The organism is Paenibacillus sp. S-12, assembly GCF_030363895.1.
Lineage (GTDB): Bacteria > Bacillota > Bacilli > Paenibacillales > Paenibacillaceae > Paenibacillus_B > Paenibacillus_B alvei.
The window spans coordinates 1-17,880 of record NZ_JASIUF010000012.1; the positions used below are offsets into that span (position 1 = coordinate 1).

General features: G+C 45.9%; 17 protein-coding genes. 3 read left to right on the forward strand and 14 right to left on the reverse strand.

All coding sequences use genetic code 11. The features are described 5' to 3' along the window. Positions 1-125 precede the first annotated feature (125 nt). The 3 genes from NO352_RS11360 to NO352_RS11370 all read right to left on the reverse strand — a co-directional run bounded on the left by NO352_RS11360 (position 126) and on the right by NO352_RS11370 (position 4,178). Entirely contained in the window at positions 126-1,886 is a 1,761-nt protein-coding gene (locus NO352_RS11360) for an ABC transporter substrate-binding protein (protein WP_289355704.1), read from the reverse strand. Positions 1,887-2,270: 384 nt separating this feature from the next. Then, positions 2,271-3,281, reverse strand: coding sequence for a stage V sporulation protein AD (spoVAD, locus tag NO352_RS11365; protein WP_262866700.1), 1,011 nt, complete (start codon positions 3,279-3,281; stop codon positions 2,271-2,273). 33 nt (positions 3,282-3,314) lie between these two features. Then, positions 3,315-4,178, reverse strand: coding sequence for a DUF421 domain-containing protein (locus tag NO352_RS11370; protein ID WP_268599853.1), 864 nt, complete (start codon positions 4,176-4,178; stop codon positions 3,315-3,317). 168 nt (positions 4,179-4,346) lie between these two features. Here NO352_RS11370 and NO352_RS11375 point away from each other — a divergent pair, with 168 nt between their 5' ends. After that, complete coding sequence (locus tag NO352_RS11375; protein ID WP_005550041.1) at positions 4,347-4,553, forward strand: DUF1657 domain-containing protein; 207 nt, start codon at positions 4,347-4,349, stop codon at positions 4,551-4,553. A 150-nt stretch (positions 4,554-4,703) separates the two neighbouring features. Further along, complete coding sequence (locus NO352_RS11380; protein ID WP_193373007.1) at positions 4,704-4,820, forward strand: sporulation protein YjcZ; 117 nt, start codon at positions 4,704-4,706, stop codon at positions 4,818-4,820. 64 nt (positions 4,821-4,884) lie between these two features. Here NO352_RS11380 and NO352_RS11385 read toward each other — a convergent pair whose 3' ends face one another. From NO352_RS11385 to NO352_RS11435, 11 genes are all read right to left on the reverse strand, one after another. Further along, positions 4,885-5,724: a M15 family metallopeptidase gene (locus NO352_RS11385; RefSeq protein WP_289355705.1), complete on the reverse strand. Its 840-nt coding sequence runs from the start codon at positions 5,722-5,724 to the stop codon at positions 4,885-4,887. A 163-nt stretch (positions 5,725-5,887) separates the two neighbouring features. Then, positions 5,888-6,508 carry a 50S ribosomal protein L25 gene (locus tag NO352_RS11390; protein WP_289355706.1) on the reverse strand — a complete coding sequence of 207 codons (621 nt, stop codon included), beginning with the start codon at positions 6,506-6,508 and terminating at the stop codon, positions 5,888-5,890. A 276-nt stretch (positions 6,509-6,784) separates the two neighbouring features. After that, positions 6,785-9,967: a family 10 glycosylhydrolase gene (locus NO352_RS11395; RefSeq protein WP_289355708.1), complete on the reverse strand. Its 3,183-nt coding sequence runs from the start codon at positions 9,965-9,967 to the stop codon at positions 6,785-6,787. 350 nt (positions 9,968-10,317) lie between these two features. After that, positions 10,318-10,554, reverse strand: coding sequence for a hypothetical protein (locus tag NO352_RS11400; RefSeq protein ID WP_005550036.1), 237 nt, complete (start codon positions 10,552-10,554; stop codon positions 10,318-10,320). Further along, positions 10,551-10,883: a YbjQ family protein gene (locus NO352_RS11405; protein WP_005550035.1), complete on the reverse strand. Its 333-nt coding sequence runs from the start codon at positions 10,881-10,883 to the stop codon at positions 10,551-10,553. The genes NO352_RS11400 and NO352_RS11405 overlap by 4 nt, the downstream gene beginning before the upstream one ends. A gap of 187 nt (positions 10,884-11,070) precedes the next feature. Then, a complete protein-coding gene (locus tag NO352_RS11410; protein ID WP_005550033.1) occupies positions 11,071-11,274 on the reverse strand; it encodes a hypothetical protein in 204 nt (67 codons plus the stop codon). Continuing rightward, the gene (locus tag NO352_RS11415) at positions 11,271-11,474 is read right to left on the reverse strand and encodes a helix-turn-helix transcriptional regulator (protein WP_005550030.1); all 204 of its coding nucleotides are present in this window, start codon (positions 11,472-11,474) and stop codon (positions 11,271-11,273) included. The genes NO352_RS11410 and NO352_RS11415 overlap by 4 nt, the downstream gene beginning before the upstream one ends. Positions 11,475-11,707: 233 nt before the next feature. Then, entirely contained in the window at positions 11,708-13,453 is a 1,746-nt protein-coding gene (locus NO352_RS11420; RefSeq protein ID WP_289355709.1) for a methyl-accepting chemotaxis protein, read from the reverse strand. Positions 13,454-13,712: 259 nt separating this feature from the next. After that, positions 13,713-14,606 (reverse strand): hypothetical protein, encoded by an 894-nt coding sequence (locus tag NO352_RS11425; RefSeq protein ID WP_289355710.1) that lies wholly within the window; start codon positions 14,604-14,606, stop codon positions 13,713-13,715. 134 nt (positions 14,607-14,740) lie between these two features. Beyond that, a complete protein-coding gene (locus NO352_RS11430) occupies positions 14,741-15,421 on the reverse strand; it encodes an AlkZ-related protein (protein WP_005550027.1) in 681 nt (226 codons plus the stop codon). 74 nt (positions 15,422-15,495) lie between these two features. After that, positions 15,496-16,458 (reverse strand): helix-turn-helix transcriptional regulator, encoded by a 963-nt coding sequence (locus NO352_RS11435; RefSeq protein ID WP_289355711.1) that lies wholly within the window; start codon positions 16,456-16,458, stop codon positions 15,496-15,498. 233 nt (positions 16,459-16,691) lie between these two features. Between NO352_RS11435 and NO352_RS11440 the strand changes: the two genes are divergently transcribed. Continuing rightward, positions 16,692-17,801 (forward strand): nitric oxide synthase oxygenase, encoded by a 1,110-nt coding sequence (locus NO352_RS11440; protein ID WP_268620579.1) that lies wholly within the window; start codon positions 16,692-16,694, stop codon positions 17,799-17,801. Positions 17,802-17,880: the final 79 nt, after the last annotated feature.

Consider the following 17,880-nt stretch of genomic DNA (forward strand, 5'->3'; position numbering starts at 1 on the left):
TCCCTCCACCCGCATAGCGGGTGGTTTTTTGTTTCGTGCGGTTCACGCACTCAACGGGCTAAAGCCCATAATAAAAAGAAAGTCCAGCATAGCGCTGGACTTTCCAAGAACATAAGCATGTTCGATTATTGAATGTGAATAGTAGGAAGAGAGTACGTGAAATCGCGGTAAGGCGACATATCGAAGCCTTGCAGGCGAGCGTTCGTTGCGAACATATCACGACGTTGGTACATGAAGATGTAAGGAAGATCTTCGTTCAGCTCTTTATAGATTTGATGGAAGAATCCTTTCCGTTTCTCAACATCGAGAGTCGAATTAGCCTGCTTGAACAAATCATCGATCTTCGAATTGCTGTATCCGATATCGTTTTGGAAGCCTTTCGTTGAGAATACACCTTCAGAAGATTGCGGATCTGGCGTCAAGCTCCATGCCATGAACAGCATGTCGAAATCGCCCTTCTTACGCTTGTCGACAACTGCGTTGAATTCCATTTGGTCAGCGATGAACTCGATGCCAAGATCGCCGAAGTTCTTCTGTGCAACTGGAATAATTGCATCATTGACTGGGTTCGGTGTTGAAGCTGTGAAGTGAATTACGAACTTCTCGCCATTCTTCTCACGCTTACCGTCAGCGCCGACTTTCCAGCCTGCTTCATCAAGCAATTGCTTCGCCTTCTCCAGATCGAAGTTGTATTTCGTTACGTCATCTGTGTAAGACCAGGATTGCTTGGATTGCGGAATGTCGATAACGTCTGCATAGCCTTGGTATACGGCATCAACAATCTCTTGACGGTTCAAGCCGTATGTCAGTGCTTGACGAACACGCTTGTCCTTGAACTTATCCAGCTTGTGGTTGAATGCGATGTAGCCGTAGCCATTCGTACGGTACAATGTGGAATCCAGGAAGCCCATTTCCTTCAATTGTTCAACTTGGTCTTTGGATACTGCTGGAGCATCCATATCCGTTTCACCCGTTTGCAGCAATTGAACGTTGGTTTCGTCAGTTGTGAATTTGAAGATCAGCTTTTCAACCTTAGGCTTGCCCAAGAAGTAGTTCTCATTTGCAGTAAACTGCGCTTCTTGTCCTGCTACGAACTTATCCAGCTTGTATGGGCCAGCTCCGATTGGCTTCGTGAACAAGTCATGCATATAACCGAGGTTGCCTTGTTTGTAATCTTTGCCGTAGTATGCCTTAGGCATGATTTCCAAACCACCGATAGCAGCAAGTGCTGTCGCACTAACTTCTGTTGTCGTGAATTCGATCGTTAATGGATCGATAACCTTGATTCCTTCGATGGAAGATACTTTACCTTCGCGGTATTCTTGTCCACCCTTGATATGTGCGTCCTTGACGATATCAGACGGACCATCGTAGGATTTGTCATGCAGTGCAGTAAATGTAAACGCTACGTCTTCTGCAGTAAGATCCGTGCCGTCGCTAAATTTCAAGCCTTTCTTCAGCTTGAACGTATATTTAAGATTGTCAGGAGACACTTGATAGTCTTCCGCCAATGCTTTCTTCAATGTACCATCTTTATCATACTCCAGCATGCCCTTGAATAAAGCGCGCATTACATAAGTATCATAGGCTGTCTCCGAATAAATCGGGTTGAAAATACCTTTTGGAGCTGTCATACCGATAATAGCCATATCTTTACGGTTGTTTGCCAATTCTGGAGATTTAGAAGGATCTGTTGCTTTTATTACACCCTCAGAAACAATTTCGCCTTCCCCAGCAGCATCGTCCTTTTTCTCTTCTTGGCCAGAACCCTGCTCATTTGATTGTGCATTCTTCTCTGATTCCTTCGCCTTGTCGCTGCCGCACGCGGACAACGCGATCGATACAACAAGAAGCGTACTCAGGAACAAACTCCACTTCTTCTTCATACTTTCGCCCCCTAAATCTGGAATAAATCCAATGATGTGATGTTTTTTTATGCACTATTTTAAACATGGCAGCAGCGGAAAAAAATACGAGAATTTCGTTCGTTTTCCATTAAATTCTTTGCACATAAAACCGTCTACCATAAATAGGCACCTCAATATTTCTCACTATACTACTTTATCTTCATAGTTTTGTAAAGTAGTTTCTTATATTTTCTTACAGGAGTAGTCGTGGAGAGGATTTTTACTCAAATTGATATTTCCATAGTAGACATTATGAATAATTAACCACATGTCTGAAAACAAAATACATTATGACATAAAAAGGGACCCTGATAATCAGGATCCATTATATACATTAATTGTAAGATGATAATTTTTCGTTTTTTACGATTCCATCTCGATGGACACCGCATGGGCAATACATGGAATGCTCTCCCCTTGCTGGTACGAAAGTGGAGACAGCAATGAGCCTGTAGCCACGACTAACAAGCGTTTTAGTTGCCCTCGAATCATTCGCTTCATCAAATGCCCATAAGTGACAACAGCTGAGCAGCCGCAGCCACTGCCTCCAGCTTGAACAGCTTGCTTGTTGCGGTCAAATACCATGAGTCCGCAATCGTCGAATACTGTACCCTCCATTGATACTCCAGACTGTTTCAACAAGTCTGACGCGATTGGATGACCGACTGCAGCCAAATCCCCAGTTACGATAAGATCGTAATCTTTTGCCTCCCGCCCGGTGTCTCTGAAATGTGCCCGCAGTGTATCTACAGCTGCGGGAGCCATTGCCGCCCCCATATTGAATGGATCCGTAACCCCTAGATCAATGACCTTGCCTATCGTAGCGGTAGTAACCCTTGGCCCGCTACCTCGGCTGCACAGAACGGCTGCCCCTGCTCCGGTCACAGTAAACTGAGCCGTTGGCGGCTTCTGTGAACCATATTCCGTAGGGTAACGAAACTGCTTCTCTGCTGTACAGTTATGACTGCACGTGCCTGCCAGCGCATAATTGGCATTGCCAGAATCGATAATCATCGCCGCTAACGCCAACGATTCCATGGAAGTCGAGCACGCGCCAAATACACCAATATAAGGAACTGACAAAGTACGTGCAGCGAAGCTGTTGCTTGTTATCTGATTCATTAAGTCTCCGCCGATGAAGTACTCGATATGGCTTGTATTTACATTTGCCTTCGTAATGGCGAGACTCGTCGCTTGTTCAAGAAGCTTGCGCTCGGCCTTTTCCCAGCTCTTCTCATACAAATCAAGCTGCTCATGAATCAAATCATAATCAGCCGCCAGCGGCCCCTGCCCTTCCTCAGGGCCAACAATAGCTGACGTGCCGATAATATATGGAGCTCGCTCAAATTTCCAAGATTGCTTGCCTATTAGCATAAAGCCACCTCGCTTCATCCCATTCCTTTGCAATTATTGAATGAGTAATGGTCGTACCTTTTCAATAATGTGCTTCATCGTACGAGAACATTGCCAATACATTTGCTTAGCCTTTTCATCTTCTGTTGCCAGGCAGAACAGTTCCAGATCAGCTTCGCATTTTTTCATCGTTGCCAGCGTATTCGCTCGCTTCTGCGGAACCGTGATTTTAATTTGGTCATTGAGGAGATCAACATATAATTCTCCGAAGCTGTCTACTTGAGCTAAATATACATCCTGAACGGCCTTCACCCCCAGTGCGGTTAACTGTTCGCTCAGCCATTTTTTATCACGTCCAATGGTGGCCAGTGGTTTTTCCAAAACCTGACCGTCCATAATGACTGCTTGCGGCTCGTATTCAGGTGCAACCTTGATGCCCAAATGCTTCGGGGTAAAGGGCATATTCTCATTTTTTAACAGCACACTAACATCGCCGCTTGATTCCATCATGGCAAATTCCACATCAGCGACTTTAAATACATCCTTTTTGCGAAGAAGCAGCAGCAATTCATCAGTGGTTAGACGTTCCTTTTTTAAATTATCCTCTAAAATTTTTCCGTTCTTGATAAGGACTGTTGACTTGCCATCAATCCAATCTCGCATCGTTTTACTTTTTAATTGCAATATTTCGATTCCGAATGATACAGCAACCCACACCCCAAGCGACACAAGCCCTAAATACCAATTGCTCTCCAAATCCAAAGAGACATAGGCTGCTAGGCTTCCGATCGTGATGCCGGTTATGTATTCAAATACGGATAATTGCGTTACCTGACGCTTACCGAGCATCTTCGTAAGCAAGAACAAGGCAACAACCGCAACCAAAGTCCGAAGTGTGATTTCCAGCCATTGTGGCATAATACATCCTCCTTGAGAAGAAAAGTTCCATTTGTTCCACTACGTCATTATTTGTAGGTGCTCCTGTTTTTATGAAAGTGGTTTTATTTGCTCCTGGGAGGTATGGTACAGCCGTATTCGGGACAAATTATGCTCTGTAGATCGAACGAGGAAGGGAGGTGTTGCAGCATGACAGTAGGATCACAAGTAAAAACATGCTTAGCTTCATTAAAGGGTGTACAGGCTGATTTAGAGTCATTCGCACTAGCTACTCAAAACCAAGAAGCCAAGCAATTATATACCAATGCAGCGCAACAAACGCAGCAGATCTTGGATCAAGTGGAAAGCCGCGTTCAGCAGTTGGAAGCGGAAGAGCCGCAATATAAAGGCTTCTAAACCTAGCAGAACGTACAAGCCATGCAACAATTGCATGGCTTTTTCATATGAATGACGCGCTGAAATCCGTCAAACGTCCAATCACCCCCGCAGTTTCCTACATACAATTATACGGTAATACATCATTCTCCAGCGAAAGGGGTTAAGAACATGTCTGATGTAAGAAACTGTGGTGTTGGCGGATTTTGCGGTGGCTTCACAAGCACAGGTGTTATCTTGGTACTTTTCATTTTGCTTGTAATCGTAAGCCGCTCATTCTTGTTCTAATAATCGAATCCAGGCAACCACCCAAGCATCGCTTGGGTGGTTTATTATTTTTTACTTCTCTTGTCTATTTCCCAAGCTCATTCCAATATAGATAGGACGATTGATAATATTCTTCCAAGGTGATGTCACGTTCGGTCAAAAGCCAAGATAGATTTTTCCCAACATACCGAATGTGCCAAGGCTCATATTGATACCCTGTAATGTGTTCTTTGCCTTTGGGATATCGCACAATATATCCATATTCATAGGCATGATCCTTCAGCCATTTCGCTTCCTTCGTCACTGCGAAGCAAGCTTCAACCGCACATTTCCCGTCACTGCGAGTCAGATCAACAGCCAGCCCTGTCTTATGCTCACTATGTCCAGGTTCTGCGCAGTACAATTCAGCCATTTTCTTGCCATAACGCCGAACATTGTTCTGGTATATTTCCGTTTGAGCAGCTTGAGAGCGGTAAGCAGATACGCCAGCTAAATAAATGCCGTCTTGTCTAGCGCCGGCAATAAGTTGTTCCAAAGCACGGGCCGCTTCTTTACGCAATTTACGCTTATCCACCTGCTCATCAAAAATAAATGGAGCATTCGGATAAACAAGATCACTAGGACGGTAATCATTAGGGAGCTTATTGAATTTGTTCACAAGCACCCCATTACTTCTAACCTCATTTTCTGACAACTTATGAACAAGCTGTGTCGGCATTTGCTGCATCTTCCATACTGCGTGATTGAATGAACGCAAGGTTTGCAGGTGCAGCTCAACGGTATCCCCTGCATGAACCGTATAGGATAAGTGAGCAGCAGGCTTTGTCTCAATATGCAGCATGGTTCGCTCATTTCCCTGTATCATGCAACCACTGTACAAGGTCAGACTCAACACCAAAATGCTTATCACATATATATTCCGCAATCCATCACCCCCATCACTACTTGTTAGTATGAGTCGATGAGACATGATTCATGTGAATCGAAATAACAGTTATTAATAATTAAAAAGAGCCTGCCTGTGCTTAATGCGCACCTCAGCAGACTCTTAACGCTATATATTATTAATTATATTACTTATTATTTCGCTATGCCTCAATTGCTGCTGGCGCCTCCGCTAGCGACTCTTCCTCACCCTCCGCTTCTTCCATTCCTCGCTGCGTAACAATGGATACCAACAGTTCGTTCTTATGGGATATGAGATGTATATGTTCTGGAACTTGAACATCTTCTACCAATAATTTGCCGCCTATCCTCAAAGTAGAGATATCGACTTGAATAACGGAAGGAAGATGTGCAGGCAGCCCCTCAATCTCCAGATTCGTTTCTTGTGTTTGCAAAATACCGCCTTTTTTCACACCTACAGGTGTGCCCACATACTCAATTGGCACATGAATGCGAATCGGATGATTGGCCGATACCTGTTGGAAGTCAATATGCGCATAAGCACCGTCGCCTTTGACAACGTCCTTGATTAAAGCTTGTACAGGCTTCATACCCTCAATCTGCAGATGGAACACCTCTGTGCGTCCAACACGGGCGAGCTTAGCGAACTCCCTTGAATCGACATGAAGTGCTGTACTTTCCATATCTGCACCGTACACAACACCCGGAATCCGACCTTTCTGACGTAATTCACGAAGGGAAGAGCGAGTAAAGTCCGTTCTTCTCTCTGCTTTCAGTTGATAAGTTTTGCCTTGTGCGTTCATGATGAAACTGCCTCCTTATAGCAATCCTTTCACTTCACCAGAGTGATGTCCTGCGATGAGTGTAGCAGGACATGTGTATCTTTACCCTAATTCATCTAATGCGAAACTCATTTTTCGAAAATTTTCATTATTTTCAGAAATAAATCAAATATCGCAATAATGACGGATATGTTGCCATCGCGTATAAGAAAAGCCAGCATTCGGTTTGAATGCTGGCTTTGGCGTTTGCATGCGCTGTTTTATAGGGTGGGATCAACAAATAGGAAGCTCACTGCTTCATTTCATTAACACGTGGATTTGCAGCGTTCCCTGCAAAAATCTTCCGTATTTAACAGTTATGGTCGCAGTACCGGGTTGTTTTGCATTTACCCGGCCATCCTCCCCAACAGACATTATCGAAGATGAACTGCTGGTAAATCGGAGATCGCTGGTCATCTCGAACCGATCACCGTTCTTCGCAATGCCATATACTTTTATTTGCTGCTGCTGTCCAACAACCATTCTCGCATCAGCCTTTATTTCGATTGACACAAGCGTTTGATTCCATATCGTTTTAGATTGACTTATGTTACTTTCGTTGTGGAGCCGATCAGCAGCGGTTACCGCATACGAATACTGCTTTCCAGGATTGCTTGTCGTGTCTAGGTAAAACTGATACATCCCATTTATTTTCCGAATCGTTGTCAATATGTTCTTCGGATCGTTAATGTCAATTGCTGTATTGCCTTCGGCCCGATATATCACGTAATAAGCTGCTGAGCTGTTCTTTGCATCCTCCCAGGACAGGTGCACACCCTGACCTGTTACATGCGCAGCCGTAAGCTTGGGTACAGGCGGGGTATTGGCTGGCAGCCATGGCATCTCGGGAACAAGCGCCTTAAAGCGATAGCTCTCTCCACTTAGCCGATCCTTCAAACCAAGGGGATTGTTAAGGATATCCGTCGTGCTAAAATGCATGCTGCCCTTCACCACGTCGAAATTAAGCAGGTACTTCAGTTGATTAGGAAGCTCATCTGGATTGAGCCATGCTGGCGTATTGGGATCGTTTACCTTATAATCGGCATGACCAATATAGAGCTGAGTGTGCGTACCTTCAGTTTCCTTCACCCACCAGTCCACAAGCTTCTCAAAAGCCGCTGGAGTAAAGCCAAAATACCAATAAATTTGCGGAGTAATATAATCAATCCAGCCCTTTTGAATCCATAAGCGGGTATCTGCATAAAGGTCATCATAGTTCTCTACACCAGCTGTCGTGTCCGATCCAGTCGGATCTGTCGCTTTATTGCGCCATACTCCAAATGGGCTAATGCCGAACTTCATGTAAGGCTTCACTTGCTTCATTTCCTTCGACAATTCCTCAATGAAGGCATTCACATTGTTGCGTCTCCAATCCGTAATGTCGGGAAACCCAGCCCCATAGTTCTGATAAGTCTCCCGATCCGGAAAGTCTACCCCATCTACCTTGTACGGATAGAAGTAATCATCGAAGTGAACCGCATCGATATCATAATTGTTGACAACCTCCATAACGCTATCTATGACAAAGCGCTTCGCCTCAGGCACGCCTGGATTGAAATAAAGCTTCCCTCCGTAGGTGATAACCCAATCAGGATGCAGTCTCGCAGGATGATCGGCAACCAATTTTGTAACGTCTGACTGCATGCTGACACGATAGGGATTGAACCAAGCGTGGAATTCCATATTGCGCTTATGTGCTTCCTCAATCATGAACTGAAGCGGATTGTATCCCGGATCCTTACCCTGTACGCCAGTCAGCCATTCTGACCATGGCGCGTACTTCGAAGGGTAGAATGCATCAGCAGTCGGCTTGATTTGCATCACAACCGCATTCATTCCTGCCGCTTCCAGTTCATTTAACAGCTGAATAAAATCACGCTTCTGTTCTTTCTCCGTTACAACACCCTCTCGCGGCCAGTCGATATTGACGACTGAAGCAATCCAAGCCGCTCGCAATTGGCGCTTGGGAGGTGATGAATTCTTATTAACGACAAGCGTGAAATCCGCTGTCTTTCCTCCGTAAGTAGCTGAAATGGAGCTAATTCCAACTTGAAGCGCAGCTATGACACCAGTTGCATCTACCGTCGCTGTCTTCGGCTGACTTGTCTTGAACATCACACTGCTTGTCACCTCTTGCGATGTGCCATTTGAGTAGTAAGCTGTCACTTTCCCTTGCAAGGACTCGCCAATAGTCATTGCGCGAAGTCCAGACAGTTCAATTTTCTCCAGCTTCGGCTGCGCCGCAACAACCGTTAGCTCATAAGAGGAAGTCAGCTCGCCATATACCGCCTTCATCACGCTCGTACCACTCTCCAAGGCAGTGACCATGCCAGCTGCATCAATGGAAGCCACCTTCGGATTGCTGCTGTAATATGTGATTCCATCAAGCATAGCAACAGGCTTCGGTGTACTTTCGTAGCGCGCAAATGCATTGGTTTTTACACGTTGACCGATCTCCATGAGCGGATTTCCATACAGGCTCAATTGCTGCATGGCTGGTGCGCTGCTGGTGACAGCAACTTCATATACCGAGTCTGGAGCCTGCAAATATTGAATGGTTAACTTTGCACGTCCTTCACCTACTCCTGTTATGGTATGATCAGCATTCACTCGTACAATCGAAACATCACTGCTTACAAGTACTGCATCCTTGGTTACATCTGCTTGCTCTGCTGCTCCAGCATATGTTGCCAATACCTGAACCCGCTTGGTTTCCCCCGTGTGCAAGGGCGGTAAACCGGCAACAGTAACTTCATAGACAGTAGTCGCTCCATAGAAAGCCCGCAAACTATCGAAAGAAATAGCTCCGCTATTTTTGTTCCGATCATTCGTTTCTACCACATACAACTGGTTCAGTTTAATAGGCTGGACTAGATTCGTAGGCATGTTTGCCGTAACATACCTCCATCCCTCCCAACTCAGCCCGTTGCTGGTTGTAAAGTCTATTGTAGGCCTTGCTCCTGTTCCGTCCTGCAATTGAGCTCGCAGCCAATGTTTATTTCCATCTCCATATACCCAAACACCGATTGTAGAAGGATAGCCGATTAATTCCCGACCTGCTCCACCAGAAGCATTTAAGAAATTCAGATAGGCTGCGGATGTTCCTGATGTATCAGTGAAATCATAGGTGAGCTTGACGGCATGCTCATCATGCTGCACAGCATCCGGCCTAGAGGTTAAGATTGCCTTAACAGAGCCCGGCACTGCTCGAGCGGATGATGCCGTTAATTGTTGAAGCTGCTCGAAGTCATCAATTAACAGGGAGGAAGCAGCGCTTTCAAGATTAGGCAACATAGCCTGTTCATCGGCCGCTTCAGAAGATGGTGTCGGTGACGCTTCTGAGGAATTTATCGCGTAAGCGTTTACAATTGTGCTGAACATAAACATGACCGACAGCATTACCATGAGCATAATGCGAGCCCGTTTCCTTGCATGATGCAACGTTAATTCCCTCCTTCTTGATTAAGAAATGAGAATATCATCAGACAGCTCTAGATGGATGAAATATAATTTCACAATTTTTAACAACTTAAGTTTAAAAGATTTCAACACTCGTGTATATAGCGACAAAAGTTTTCTTTTGTCTAATTATGTAGGCCCACGGAAGCAATCCTTTGCACCCGCCATTTATATCCATAAAGACAAAAAGCCGAAGCCTTTAATCAAGAGACTTACAGGAAGACGAACTTCCTGTAAGCCTCCAATCAGCTTCGGTTACATCGTTACATATGAACTTGTCATTTACAAAATCGTAGATGAAGCATTGTTTAATCATTGCAGAAGAAGGACGATCATTTTGTAATTTTCTCCGAATGATACCACCGCTGTCCCGTGCTGGGATTGTAATACACAGTTACCTTCCTCCCCGTTGATGGATCCACGCTAATTTCCGATGTCTCGATATATCCTTCCGGCACCTTGTCCTCCGCATTAGCCTCATGCCTGCGATCTCGAAAAGCAGATACAATGAGTATGACGATGAAAAAGGCAATCTGTATGGAAAAATAAACGATTAAGAACGTTGTCATTTCACATCACGCTTGGGGCGAATCGTAACTGCCGTGCCATAGGCGACAATCTCACTCATATTGCGGCCGACCTCTCCAGAGTCGAAGCGCATCATTATGATTGCATCTGCTCCCATAGCTTGCGCATTCGCAACTAAGCGATCTATCGCTTGCCTACGCGCATCCTCCAGCATCTCGGTGTACTGCTTAATCTCGCCGCCTACAAGGCCCTTCAATCCAGCCGCAATGTCCTTCCCCAATCCTCTCGCCCGAACGGTCAAGCCAAATACCGTTCCGAGAACTTCCTTCACCTCATAATCTGGCACATGTTCTGTTGTTACAATAATCATCGATTAGCCCCTCCTCAACCGCACCTTATACTGACAGTATCTCTTAATGATAAGTTGACCATAATACGGTTGAGGATTCATTTTCGTTCAAACCTAGTTAAAAAAACAATTAAGTTAACATAATAATTATTATGTATATAAAATTCACTAGAATGATGTACCCAAATATAAGTCCTAGTTGCAAGCACTACATTGTTCTTCGTTTAAAATAAACTCTTGTCCACAAAAATATCGCATTCCCAATTAACAGAATCGTAAACTGCAACCCGCTGTTCCCCTTGTTCATGAGATCGTACAGCGCCCATACGAGCAAGGCTATCGTATAGAACACGTAGCCATTTTTTGCTGATTTGTCATTATGATAGCGTTCCATTTCATCTTGTTTTCTCATTTCAGTTCCTCCTCGTAAGTGAACAGCATGTCGACCGTGACCCCTAATGTGCGTGACAGCTTGAAGGCAAGTGCTAATGTTGGATCGTATTTGTCATTTTCGATCGCATTAATCGTCTGCCGGGTCACTTCACACCGCAGCGCCAGCTCTTGTTGTGACAAGCCCATACGCTTCCGCAGCTCTGTAATCTTGTTTTTCATAACGAGACCTACCCTCTCAAATGTAAAAAACATTTTACATTATTTATTATAAGCAACTACGAAATAATGTCAAATATATTTTACATCGTTTTATTTTTTACGCCGATTTTATTCACTTCTTTCCCCCTTGTGCACGCTGTTGAAATGCCCACCCATCTCGCTTGTGAAAGCTTATAACAAAAAGAACCCCTGCTCCTTAGGAGTGCAGGGGTTCAGGAATTCTTCTCGTCGTATTATATCGTGAACTTGAGCATTTCTGCTTGTAAGTCCTTCATTTTCCCATTCAATAGAGTGGCTGTATCTGATATTTCCTCTACGATAGCCAATTGTTCCTCGGACGCAGCGGCTACACTTTGCGTGTTCCCCGATGATTCCTTAGCAATTGAAGCCAAGTTATCAAGCGTGGCAGCTACCTCTTCAGTGCCGGCCGACATTTCCTCCGCTGCTGCGGATACTTCTTGAATCTGTTCCGTGACATGCTGCACAGCCTTCCAGATTTCTTGGAAATGCGCACCAGCCTCTTGAACGACAAGCGTTCCTTGCTCTGCCTGTTCCGCGCTTTCTCCCATCGCTTCAGCGAGTTCCTTCGTATGCATGACAACGGAGTTCAGCAGTTCGCCAATCTGTTCCGTGGAGACCTTTGTCTGCTCCGCCAGCTTGCGCACCTCCTGTGCCACAACCCCGAAGCCGCGTCCATGCTCTCCTGCCCGCGCCGCTTCAATTGAAGCATTAAGCGCCAGCAAATTCGTCTGCACGGCTACATTGCCGATAATGCTCACGATATGCTCAATCTTCTCCGATTGATCCGCCAATGATTGCGTAATGGCTACGGAACGGTTAACCGAGCTGCGAATCTGATCCATCTGCTGCATAGTCAACTGTACAACCTGATTACCTTGATCGACCGATACTGCAGCGTCATGACTAAGTTCAGATACAGTCGAGGAGGATTCCGCTATTCGCTGTATGCCAATTGCAATCTCTTCCATGGCCGCTTTACTTTCTTCCGCACCTTGCATCTGCGTTTCGGAACCGGTAGCCACTTCCTGGATCGATCCGGATATTTCATAGCTTGACTGCGCTGTTTGCTCCGCGATCATGGTCAAATGATGAGAAGATTCGGCAACATGATTAGCAGTTGTCTTCGCATTCGTTATTAAGTGCTTAATTTGAGCGATCATGACATTGAAGCTGTCTGCCAGCACTCCAATCTCATCCTTGGAATGAACGGGAATAGACACGGTCAAATCCCCGCCTGCCACTTGCTTCGACAATTTCGACAGTTGCTTGAGCGGACTTATTAATCGGCGGATCAAAAAGGCAATAATGATGATGAACACTGCTCCTACCCCTGTGCCGATGCCTATCGCTTTCCACAGCATCCCATTCAGATCGGCCTTAACCTTATTGTTATTGAAATCTACTGCAAAAACGGCCACCGTCTCACCTTTATCGTTGTGAATCGGCTTAACGACCGTGATCCATTCTCCGCCAAGATCTTCATACGCATCACTGAACCCGATTCCGGATTTCTCCATGGTACGTACCGCTTCAAACAGGGCCGGCTTCAATTCATAATCGCTGCCAGGCTTGTTGCCTAATTGTTCAAAATCATGGCTTCCCTGCAGCACCTTCATGTACGATTTCCCGTCTTTTTCCGTTACTTCCGGAAACAGCAAATAGACATAGTTAATAAAATTGTCCCGAACCATTACGTTCAAATTGTCACGTATCCACTCAATGTTTTCGTCATTGGAATATTGCGATGCTCCCATTGACTTCAGCTTGCCTGCAGCGCTCGCAATACCATCGTTTTCAATTTCAATTTGCCTTGTCAGCGTAGTGTGAAGGGATAACATCTCATCATTATAAATTCCCCGCTCCATCCAATAAGAAGTCGTCGTAAATACAACGCACATGAGAGCAAGCAAAATTGTCATCCCGATGACTGACTTCATGACTAAACTTTTGTGCTTCATCCAAATAAGCCCCCTTTTGACTGGTACGCAGGTTACATACGGGAGTCATTCGTATTACGAATACAAATTCATATGCACCACTTACGTATTAGCTGACCGAACAAAGTATGCCAACGAGCTATATATCGTCATATTTCGACAAAAATGAATAGATATGCTCTAAATTTAGGGGAATAATTATAGATTGCACAACATTTTTTTCCAAACATGCAAAGAACCTTACCGTTAATCCAGTAAGGTTCTTTCCTTCCACTACAATTCACGTGTTCAACCAACCATATGACCGTAACGTCAACAGCCGATTTACGGTCACGCTCCCTCGCCACTCCATCTCGCCAGCGGTACTCACGGCAGGCCAGCTGATCGGCCAACCTCCATCTTCCTGCTGTTCACCAACTAATGCCATCAAATGTTCTTCAATTTCGTTATCTGCGATAAATTGAGCGCAATAGCTCTCGCGCATAGGTGCCCAATCCAGCACTTTATGTACATACCCCTCTGCCTTCGTATTACGTTCAATAACGCCGGGCTGCCGCAGCCAATCGTTAACCTTCTGTAAAGCCTCCCCCGCTCTTTCCCTATCCGGATGAGCTGCCAAAAAGGAAATATACTGAATATTGCTGTGATAGTCAGCGCATTCTGCCGTCTTCAGTTGACTCCACATAAACTGCTCAGCTTGCTTAAACCAGCCTTTTTGCATAATTTCGGGAGCTGCCTGCTGCTTCATCAGATAGCCGAGAATATGTCCCGTGGGGTTCACGGAAGCGCAACCGTCATCGGATACAGTCCACCATGGCGCATGGGGATAATCGTTCGCCGACATCAGAATTAAAGGGAATCCTCCCGTACTTGTTACCGAAATCGATTCCAAATATCGGCCTATTCCTGCTAAAATATCAGCATCATATTCATCGATTTCACCCATGATCGAAAGTGCCATTTCAGTGGGTACAGGCTGGCTGTGCGGACAACGAATATCTGGCTCTAAGGCTTGACCGAATCCGCCATCTTCATTTTGGAAGCCCTTGAGTGCAAGGATTACCGCCTCCTTACTCCCCTTGTTAAAATGATATTCAAACCGTCTTCGATCCAAAAGTCTCGCATTCTTGTGAACAAATCGCTGCGCACGAATGAAACTATCAACATCCAACATTTTATCAACTCCATTTATATTTAATGTGATTAATATATTTCATTTTCCGGTCTTTATTGACCTCTTTCTTTCACACGAATTGCCGTTCAAGGTTTCGCTGATGGACGAAACGCTTTATTTAATTACGTTAATATTCATGGCTGCAATAACTTAGTGAAGTACGCAAGCGCGTCGGAAGTCACCGAACTAGCAAGCCTTTCCTGAAGCTGCTGCCTCGCCTCATGAGCATTTATCGTTAATGCTTCGATTCCTAATTGCTCCATCCAATGATCGATCGTTTCATATGACGTGCTATTCCAGCCGTTAACTTCGCCTGCATCATTGCGTCGTTCCGTCACTCCTGAAATGACGATGTCCATTTTGCCCTGCAGCTCGTTCAACGCGTTATCGAATACCTTTTTCTGGTCTGGAGATTTCATATCTGCCTTCATCCGGAGCACCCTAGTATCAATCCCTGGATGTTCGGCGATGATGGCGTACAATAGCTTCGCTTCGGGCGACATTAATCCCGCCTCATATCGCTCCCTCACCGTACGTAGGCTCCCAACAATCGCGTTCCTGACAAGTGGCACTAAATCAATGGATATGAATACTCCTTTCTTTTTGAAAAACTTTCCATAAGCGGCAACACCATCCCCAGGAAATCGAACTCGCCAGCGCCACGGATCTGCCTCCGTATCACTGTGCCATTGCTTCTTCTCCGTCACACTGACTAGCGAGGGATGATTCGGCGCGAGGTTGGCCAGCGGCAATATGCCTACATGGCGAATAAGTTCAACTGCCTCTTCATAACTTTGAATCTGGTTCGCATTCATACTCTATTCCTTCCCTTCTTATACATGCTCAACACGCATCAACAACATCCGTTCACCCGTTATACCATTTCGTATTATATGGTACGGGCATACCGTTCGCTGACCTGACTTGCATGCTGATGAATGGCTGCGCGCAATTCGTCAGGCTCCAGCACCTCTGCATCCAGTCCCAGTCCATAAAAGAAACGCTGAGCCCACTCCCATTCAGATCGGGGACAGCTAAAATCAACCTCCCCCATATCTTCGCCTATATCATGGACATACTCCCCGATATGCTCATCCTGCTCCGCAAGCAGCATGCCGCGATATGTTAGTTTCGCCCTTACCCTTATAGAGCCTGTATCCTTCTCCCCATCGGAGATAGTCTGCTTATTGGAAATACTTTGACCTTCCAGTTCCCTGAACACCTCATCATCCACAACCGCTATCTGCGACATCCGGTCTACTCGAAATGCTCGATCCTCTCCATGCGTTGGGGAGTACGCGTCACAGTACCAGAAGCCGTGCGCAGAATAAATGCGATTCGGCTGCAAATATAACCAGCGCTCATGCTTCTGCGATCGATAGTACACATGAAGCCACACTGGCTTCGGCTGTGCAATATGCTCCAGTAGCTGCTTTAATTGAGGAGCACGATAATTCCTCGCTGGAACCGACAGCTCGATTCTCTCCAATATCGGTTCCACTTCTGTCAGCACCTCACTGGACACAATCTGCTTCAGCTTGTCCATTACAGTCCAGCGCTCTTGATTGAAAGGCGAGTCGGGAAGCTGAGTCATCCCTTGCAGGGCAAAGAGCACCGTTAATGCCTCTGTTGTCGTTAATTGAAGCGGCTGTAACGTGTACCCCTCCATCAACCGATAGCCGCCGGTTGAACCCGCAGTCGCATACAACGGTACACCCATTTCTCCTAATGCCTGCATGTCGCGGATTATGGTGCGGCGGGATACCTCAAACTTTTCCGCAAGCGACTGAGACGTTTCGGGACGCTGCTGAAGGGCGATAATGATAGCGGTTAATCGATCAATTTTTCTCAAGAGATTCACCTTATCTGGATTATTTTAACTGTATTGTTTTGATTATATCACGCGAATGGTGACAGCTTGTGTGTCACCATTCATGATCGGAGCATGATTTTTTTCGTACCCGAAACAGGCGAAATTGTTACATCTCATCGACATCGTCCTAAACGATGCATACCAATCCGCCGGAATCTGATATAGTTAATCCGATACATAACGGCAAGAGCCGCAAGGAAGGACATCGGAAGATGAATGTACAAGCGAAGCAAGGGCTTCTCGAAGAAGCTGCGAAATTTATTAGGCAATGCTACCAAGAGCTCGGTAAATCTCCTGCAGACATTAATGAGCGCCTATCACGGATAGAGTCCGACATTCTGCATACGGGCACTTACTCGCATACGGCAGAGGAGCTATCACATGGAGCTAAGATGGCTTGGCGCAACAGTAACCGCTGTATTGGACGCCTGTTCTGGTCATCCTTGCACGTGGTTGACGCGCGGCATTTAACGGAAGGGAAGCAGGTAGCTGATGCGCTCATCCATCATATCGAGTCGGCGACGAATGAAGGGCGAATACGTCCCACCATCACAATCTTCGCGCCGGCGCATCCAGACGGAACCCATCATGTTCGCATATGGAATCACCAGCTCATCCGCTATGCCGGCTATGAAACGGAGCAAGGGATGATTGGGGATCCGCACTCGCTTACGTTTACTCAGATATGCCAATCGCTTGGGTGGCAAGGAAAGAGAACGCCCTTCGACGTACTGCCGCTCATCATCCAGACAGGAGCAAATCCGCCGCAGCTCTTCGATATCCCGCGAGCTTGCATAATGGAGGTTCCTCTTGTCCATTCGGAGTTCGATTGGTTCGCCGAGCTGCAGCTGCGTTGGTACGCCGTCCCGATTATCTCGGACATGCGTCTCGATATCGGCGGCATATCTTATCCTGCGGCGCCATTTAACGGCTGGTACATGGGCACTGAGATCGGCGCACGCAATCTGGCCGACGAAGCACGATATAATCTGCTTCCCGTGATTGCGGAGCACATGGGACTCTCTACTGCTTCCAATACAACTCTATGGAAAGACAGGGCACTTGTTGAGCTCAATGCAGCGGTACTTCACTCCTTCAAAGAAGCGGGAGTAAGCATCGTAGACCATCATACTGCCGCGCAGCAATTCGTCAGGTTCCAGGAGCAGGAACTGAGCTGCGAACGGGCTTATACGGGTGACTGGACTTGGTTGATTCCGCCGATGTCGCCTGCGTCAACGCCTATTTTTCACCAAAGCTACGATAATTCGATCGTGAATCCAAACTTTTACTATCAATCTGCTCCGTATTCCGTAAGGCAATAAATGAAGATCAATCAAGGTCAGAGCTTGCTCGCTTATGCAGCCGAGCAGGCTTCTTCTTTTTTCTTCCCCTCTCATATAC

What these genes read in the sequence shown, in the direction of transcription:
- NO352_RS11360 (WP_289355704.1), bottom strand. Translation starts at nt 1,886, where the DNA reads ATGAAGAAGAAGTGGAGTTTGTTCCTGAGTACGCTTCTTGTTGTATCG.
- spoVAD (WP_262866700.1), bottom strand. Translation starts at nt 3,281, where the DNA reads ATGCTAATAGGCAAGCAATCTTGGAAATTTGAGCGAGCTCCATATATT.
- NO352_RS11370 (WP_268599853.1), bottom strand. Translation starts at nt 4,178, where the DNA reads ATGCCACAATGGCTGGAAATCACACTTCGGACTTTGGTTGCGGTTGTT.
- NO352_RS11375 (WP_005550041.1), top strand. Translation starts at nt 4,347, where the DNA reads ATGACAGTAGGATCACAAGTAAAAACATGCTTAGCTTCATTAAAGGGT.
- NO352_RS11380 (WP_193373007.1), top strand. Translation starts at nt 4,704, where the DNA reads ATGTCTGATGTAAGAAACTGTGGTGTTGGCGGATTTTGCGGTGGCTTC.
- NO352_RS11390 (WP_289355706.1), bottom strand. Translation starts at nt 6,508, where the DNA reads ATGAACGCACAAGGCAAAACTTATCAACTGAAAGCAGAGAGAAGAACG.
- NO352_RS11400 (WP_005550036.1), bottom strand. Translation starts at nt 10,554, where the DNA reads ATGACAACGTTCTTAATCGTTTATTTTTCCATACAGATTGCCTTTTTC.
- NO352_RS11405 (WP_005550035.1), bottom strand. Translation starts at nt 10,883, where the DNA reads ATGATTATTGTAACAACAGAACATGTGCCAGATTATGAGGTGAAGGAA.
- NO352_RS11410 (WP_005550033.1), bottom strand. Translation starts at nt 11,274, where the DNA reads ATGAGAAAACAAGATGAAATGGAACGCTATCATAATGACAAATCAGCA.
- NO352_RS11415 (WP_005550030.1), bottom strand. Translation starts at nt 11,474, where the DNA reads ATGAAAAACAAGATTACAGAGCTGCGGAAGCGTATGGGCTTGTCACAA.
- NO352_RS11420 (WP_289355709.1), bottom strand. Translation starts at nt 13,453, where the DNA reads ATGAAGCACAAAAGTTTAGTCATGAAGTCAGTCATCGGGATGACAATT.
- NO352_RS11425 (WP_289355710.1), bottom strand. Translation starts at nt 14,606, where the DNA reads ATGTTGGATGTTGATAGTTTCATTCGTGCGCAGCGATTTGTTCACAAG.
- NO352_RS11430 (WP_005550027.1), bottom strand. Translation starts at nt 15,421, where the DNA reads ATGAATGCGAACCAGATTCAAAGTTATGAAGAGGCAGTTGAACTTATT.
- NO352_RS11440 (WP_268620579.1), top strand. Translation starts at nt 16,692, where the DNA reads ATGAATGTACAAGCGAAGCAAGGGCTTCTCGAAGAAGCTGCGAAATTT.